At 65.7% G+C, this 350-nt stretch carries 1 protein-coding gene; it reads left to right on the forward strand.

Going from position 1 to position 350, the window contains the following annotated elements; genetic code table 11:
- Positions 1–350: phosphotransferase family protein (locus tag H1D24_RS41645; RefSeq protein WP_181662973.1), on the forward strand; the 350-nt coding region annotated here is incomplete at both ends.

The raw sequence follows: 350 nt of genomic DNA on the forward strand, positions 1-350 counted from the left end.
TCCACCAGATCCCGCAGGGCGCCTACGGATACCTCACCACGCGGATTCTGGATCCCGAGCCGACGAACACCGCCTATATGACACGGCAGTTCCACAAGAAGCTCAGGGAGTACGCCGATCACGGGGGCGATGCGGCGCTCGCGGCGGCCATCGAAGCGAAGGTCGCTCGGCAGGCTGAGCTGCTCGGCGCGTGCCGGCATGCCGTGCTGTGCCACAACGACTTCCACGAGGGCAACGTCCTGGTCGCCGAGGACGGCGGCGGATGGCAGGTCAGCGGCTTCATCGACGTGGAGAATGCGATCGCCGCGGATCCACTGATGGACGTGGCCAAGACCGACTACTACTCCGTC

It is taken from the genome of Streptomyces himalayensis subsp. himalayensis, from assembly GCF_013778455.1.
GTDB lineage: Bacteria > Actinomycetota > Actinomycetes > Streptomycetales > Streptomycetaceae > Streptomyces > Streptomyces himalayensis.